The organism is Microcystis sp. LSC13-02 (assembly GCA_002282935.1).
GTDB lineage: Bacteria > Cyanobacteriota > Cyanobacteriia > Cyanobacteriales > Microcystaceae > Microcystis.
Window position 1 is genome coordinate 1 of record MTBT01000168.1, and the last position, 5,394, is coordinate 5,394.

Genomic DNA, 5,394 nt, shown 5'->3' on the forward strand with positions numbered 1-5,394 from the left:
GTATAGATTTCAGCTACTTTTAGGCGTAGGCACTCTCATCGAATTTTATTTTAAGTTAATTATTTGCATAACAATTACCGAAGAGCCCTAATAAAGGTGCTGTAGCATTGCGAGGATGGGTTAAAGTCGCTTGCGAGTAAGCATTTTTAACAGAAAAAGTATTTAATAACTCATCCAATCTTGATACCATTCTCGCTTTCAGTTTCTTAAAGTCTTCCTCAAAGTTTTCATCGCTATTAACCACGACAGTATTGACATAAACATCGATATGTTTAGTTAATTTCTCTCCCACTTCCTTTAACTCTTGATTGAGGTGATTTAACTCCAGAGCTTTCATCGCCTCAATTTCTCGTGGTTGACTTTCTAAATCACTATAAATCCCTTGATAATGATTTTTGAGAGTGATGCAGAGAGATTGTAAATCATCGGCTAAATTAGCAAACAATTGCGGACGTTTTTCCTCCGTGAGATAACGAGTAATTGCCGTGCGAAATTCTTCGATACCACTATCAGCAATTAACTGCTCTAGTAAAGGAGTTCCCCACTCGCTTAAAACTCGGAAGTAATTTTTATTAGGAGTTTCATAACCGTGGATGGAAACTTTAAAGGGAGTTGCCAGTAATTTACCGGAGTTGGCACAATAGTTATTAAACTCGCTGACAAATTGCGGTGTTTCTTCTTCTCCTCCTAAATTTTTAACACTTTCGGCAAAGATAGAATCTAAACCATAACGCTGATTAATATTGGTTTGATTTTTCACCTGATACCCATAAAACCCTAAAAGTCCGCTGGTTTTGTAGAGGCGGGAAGTATCACGAAATTGCGTTTGAATCAGGTTTTCTAAACGCTGTTTTAGTTGGGCTGCGTACCAGGTTTCATCGATGCGGTTAAAAACATAAAAAACTCGATCACGAATACCAGCATTAGAGCGAATTTTTTCGAGTAATTCCGTTTCTTCTGTGGCTAATTCTCCCGCAGAAGCAGCCTTTAAAACACAAACCACTGCTGAAGTATCAGGATCCTCTATTTTACGATAGGCTAAGGCGGCATCTTTTTTGACTGGGGCATCAATACCGGGCAAATCTACCAAAACGTTACCATCTTTAAGGAGAGGATGATGACAGTAATATTCTAGACGTTTTAAGACGGCGCTATTGCTACCACGACGGGCAAAACTGGCCGCTTCTGCTAAATTAGAAAAGTGAAATTGTTCCATGGAATAGGTGGCATTATGCAGCGTATGGATCCGCTCACGATTTTGAGTAAATCCTTCAATTAATAATTTTAAACCCTGAGCTTGTTTAGCTCGCTCGGATTTGCCTTCTCCTCCTTCCTGTTCGATAATTTTTTGACAGTATTGGTTTAACTGACTACAGTATTCGGGGGAATTAATGTTACTGGGATTAGTTAATTGCAGATTTTGACAAACGGTATCGACTAAAGTACGAATTTCTACTTCGCTGAGAAAGGTTAAAACCACTCTTTCCTCATCAGCTTCTGCGTACTCAATATAACATTCTGTACCTGTTGCGTGTCCTTCGGCACTATACAGCAATTCTCGCTCTAAAAGTGCATTGATTAACATTGATTTACCGGCACTAAAAGCACCGGCAAAAACGATTTCAAATTTGGGAGAAATGGCTTTTTGTAGGGCAATTTCTATCTTGCTGGTATCCTGTTGATTGCGGAGAGAGGATTCGCCTTTGAATAGTTCAATTATACTGTTAACATTACCAGCCAGATTACTGCATTGGGGTAAAAGTTCAGTCATGGTAAAACCCAAATCTAGAAGAACAGTGCTATTGTTCCCCAGATTATAACAAAATTCCCTAACTAGATGTCACATCTTTGGTCAGCGATTTAAGCAATCAAGGACAAAGTCATCGTCTTCAATCTAGAATCAGGATTGATTATAATCAATTTAGTACATACCGATTTCCGAGAACCTTCTTAGGTAAAAATTCCTTCCTGAATCCTAGAATAATGATAATTATGTGGACAAAAATGGCAATAGATAAATTGAGATTAAAAAAAATTCGGACTAGGGGACAGTTAGGATTTTTGTTAGGAACAGTTTTTCTTTTGGGTGGCTGTCATTCTCTGAATGTTATCCAAAATCGTCCCCAACCCTTGCCCCAAGATCAATATATTCAAGTCTATTTTAATTATAATCAAGCCCAGGGTTCAAATTATACCGATCCCTATCGCCAAATTAATCGCCCAGGGGATAATTTAGAACAGGTTATTATTGATAATATCAACTCGGCAAAAAGTTCGATCGATCTAGCGGTGCAAGAGTTACGTTTACCCGCCATCGCTCAAGCTTTAGTTGCTCGTCAGCAACAGGGAATTAAAGTTAGGGTTATTCTCGAAAATATTTACAATCAACCTATTAATAGTTTAGCCAAAAACCAAGAACAATTAAGCGATCGAGAACAGGAACGTTATCAAAACCTTTTTGACTTAGTTGATCTAAATCGAGATGGTAAATTAAGTACAGAAGAAATCGCCCAAAGAGATGCAATTACTATCCTCAAAAAAGCTGGTATTCCCCTAATTGATGATAGGGCAGATCGCTCAAAAGGTAGTGGTTTAATGCACCATAAATTCATGGTTATTGATCATCACACTACTTTAATTAGTTCAGCTAACTATACCTTAAGTGATATTCATGGAGACTTTTCTAATCCCGAAACTATCGGTAATGCTAATCACTTATTAGTGATTAATAATACCCCACTAGCTAGAGTTTTTCAAAAAGAATTTAATCTGATGTGGGGAAGGGAAGATCGGCCTAAATTTGGGTCAGATAAACCCCAGAGAAAAACGCAAAAAATTACTATCGGTAATAGTAGTCTGACGGTGAAATTTTCCCCCGATTCTATCACTTATCCCTGGGCAATTACTAGCAATGGTCTGATCGGTGAAACTTTAAATAAAGCTGAAAAATCCGTGAATTTAGCCCTGTTTGTCCTGACGGAACAGCCTCTAGCTAATATTCTCGCCCAACGACATCAAAAAGGGATAGAAATTAAAGCTTTAATTGATCCTAGTTTTGCCTTCCGATACTATAGCGAAGGATTAGATTTATTAGGAGTTGCTCTCAGTAATAAATGTCGTTATGAACCAGATAATCAGCCTTGGCAAAACCCAATTAATACCCTAGGAGTTCCCGCTCTAGCGGCGGGAGATAAATTACACCATAAATTCGGTTTAATCGATGATAAAATTGTGATTACTGGTTCTCATAATTGGTCAGCAGCTGCTAACCATCAAAACGATGAAGCTTTAGTTATTATCGATAATCCCACCGTTGCCGCTCATTTCGATCGAGAATTTCAATATCTTTACCGTACCGCTAAATTAGGACTGCCGGAAACTATTAAAAATCGGATCGAACAGGATAGAAAAAACTGCCCCCAATCTGTAACAATTAAAAGCGATCGCTTAATTAATTTAAACACCGCCACGCGAGAAGAACTAGATAGTTTACCCGGTATCAGTGGCAAATTAGCCGAAAAAATTATCGCAGCCCGGCAACAAAAACCCTTTACTTCCCTAGAAGATTTGGATCGAGTATCGGGAATCGGTCAGGGAAAAATTAACAAGCTCAAAGGCAAAGTCAGCTGGTGAGCATTGCTTCGTCTGCATTTTCTTCCACAGACAAAAACTAGCAATTTTCCCTCCACAAGCCCTATTTTAACGGTTCGGGAATACTATCGGAAGGAGCTTCAAACTGTCCGGTAATAACGTATTCTAGACGCAATTTTAGCCAAGTAATAAACTGTTGATTGAGAGAAACAATCGCCGCTGGCGGTTGGGGAGTTTTCTTTTTGATATCGGCAAAAGCGGGAGTATCTAAAAAAGCTGGATTGGCAATTAACCAAAAATCAATTTCTTGACCTTTTTCTTGATAATTCCTGATTCTTTCCTTCAAAACTTCCTTTTCGATCGCTTCTTCTTCTAAAAACTTTTGACTGGCTACCAAATAATAATAAGTTGTCATCATCTTTCCTTTAATTTTTCAGTGTAATTGTTCGTTAGTCGGGAGATTAGCTGATAGCTGATGGCTTTTACAATTGTCCACGCATAGCCAATTTCATTTCCCTAACAGCCCGTTCCAACCCGACCAAAACCGCACGACTGATAATTGTGTGACCAATGTTCAATTCTTCCATATTGGGCAAACAGGCGACGGGATAAACATTCCAATAGGTCAAACCGTGACCAGCATTCACCCGCAAACCCAGAGAGGAAGCGTATTCACAACCTTCTTTAAGAATTGTTAATGCTGCTTGACAATCGCTCTCCTGTTGTGCTTCGGCGTATTGACCGGTATGGAGTTCAATAAATTTCGCCCCCGTATTAGCGGCCGCTTGAATTTGGGCAAAATCGGCATCAATAAACCAACTAACGGGGATATTAGCCGATTGCAGGCACTCTACAACCCGACAAAAACGGTCAAAATTGCCCAGCATATCGATCCCCCCTTCCGTGGTCACTTCCTGGCGCTTTTCGGGGACAAGGGTGACATAATCGGGTTTAATATCGAGAGCAATGGCGATCATTTCCTCCGTCGGGGCCATTTCCAGATTCAGATGAGTCCGCACCGTTTGCCGGAGAATCCGCACATCGCGATCTTGGATATGACGACGATCCTCGCGCAAGTGAACGGTAATGCCATCAGCACCACCGATTTCGGCCAAAACTGCCGCCGCCACGGGATCCGGTTCCACGGTCTGACGCGCTTGGCGAATTGTGGCCACATGGTCGATATTGACACCCAAAGTCAGCAAAGTTGAACCTCCTTGTTTGTTAGTCCAACTTTCCATCTTACCATTGCGGTCAAAAGCGATTACATACTGGAGATATTTAAACCCATGGTCAGTTCTTCCATTTTGCTGCGCATGGTTTCCGTGGAGGCATCATAGGCGGCTTTCATGGCTTCTAGAATAGACCCAGCCACAATCTCCAGATCTTGGGAGAGGAGAGAAGGGTCGATTTCAATACCCCGGGGTTCTTGGTTGCCACTGAGATAGACTGTCACCAAGCCATTTTCACTTTCGCCTGGAATTTCCATAGTTTCCAGTTCTTCTTGCAGAACTTTAGCCCCTTGTTGCACCTGTTGCGCTTTTTGGAAAGCGTCTTGTAGTTCTTTAATCTTACCGAGACCGAATCCGAATCCTTGTCCTTGTGCCATGATGTTTTTTTTGTTTAAGGGGTCACTCAAGGTTTTTATTGTACTGCTTAAGGTGGACCGGGGTCAACTTTTGTCCATTTGAGGGCAAAAAGTGATTATTGACAACGTTGACATCCTCACCGCCGTAAACGGACGGTGATTCCCAAACCTCACGATTTAGGTTTCTGCTTCTTTCCCTTGCGGGGTTCCGCACC

At 40.7% G+C, this 5,394-nt stretch carries 4 protein-coding genes and 1 pseudogene; 1 reads left to right on the top strand and 4 read right to left on the bottom strand.

Annotated elements, in window-relative coordinates; all coding sequences use genetic code 11:
- Positions 1 to 82 precede the first annotated feature (82 nt).
- Positions 83 to 1,771 (bottom strand): annotated as a pseudogene (locus tag BGL89_RS10125) (dynamin family protein); the annotation flags it as partial.
- 221 nt (positions 1,772 to 1,992) lie between these two features.
- On the opposite strand from BGL89_RS10125, the gene BGL89_RS10130 reads away from it, so the two are divergent.
- Positions 1,993 to 3,633, top strand: coding sequence for a DUF655 domain-containing protein (locus BGL89_RS10130; RefSeq protein ID WP_286825614.1), 1,641 nt, complete (start codon positions 1,993 to 1,995; stop codon positions 3,631 to 3,633).
- 61 nt (positions 3,634 to 3,694) lie between these two features.
- Here BGL89_RS10130 and BGL89_RS10135 read toward each other — a convergent pair whose 3' ends face one another.
- From BGL89_RS10135 to BGL89_RS10145, 3 genes are all read right to left on the bottom strand, one after another.
- Positions 3,695 to 4,006, bottom strand: a complete 312-nt coding sequence (locus BGL89_RS10135; RefSeq protein WP_024970318.1) for an MgPME-cyclase complex family protein — start codon at positions 4,004 to 4,006, stop codon at positions 3,695 to 3,697.
- 67 nt (positions 4,007 to 4,073) lie between these two features.
- Positions 4,074 to 4,796, bottom strand: coding sequence for a pyridoxine 5'-phosphate synthase (locus BGL89_RS10140; RefSeq protein ID WP_200868382.1), 723 nt, complete (start codon positions 4,794 to 4,796; stop codon positions 4,074 to 4,076).
- 59 nt (positions 4,797 to 4,855) lie between these two features.
- On the bottom strand, positions 4,856 to 5,200 hold the full coding sequence (locus BGL89_RS10145; protein ID WP_024970320.1) for a YbaB/EbfC family nucleoid-associated protein: 345 nt from the start codon (positions 5,198 to 5,200) through the stop codon (positions 4,856 to 4,858).
- Between the last annotated feature and the right edge of the window lie 194 nt (positions 5,201 to 5,394).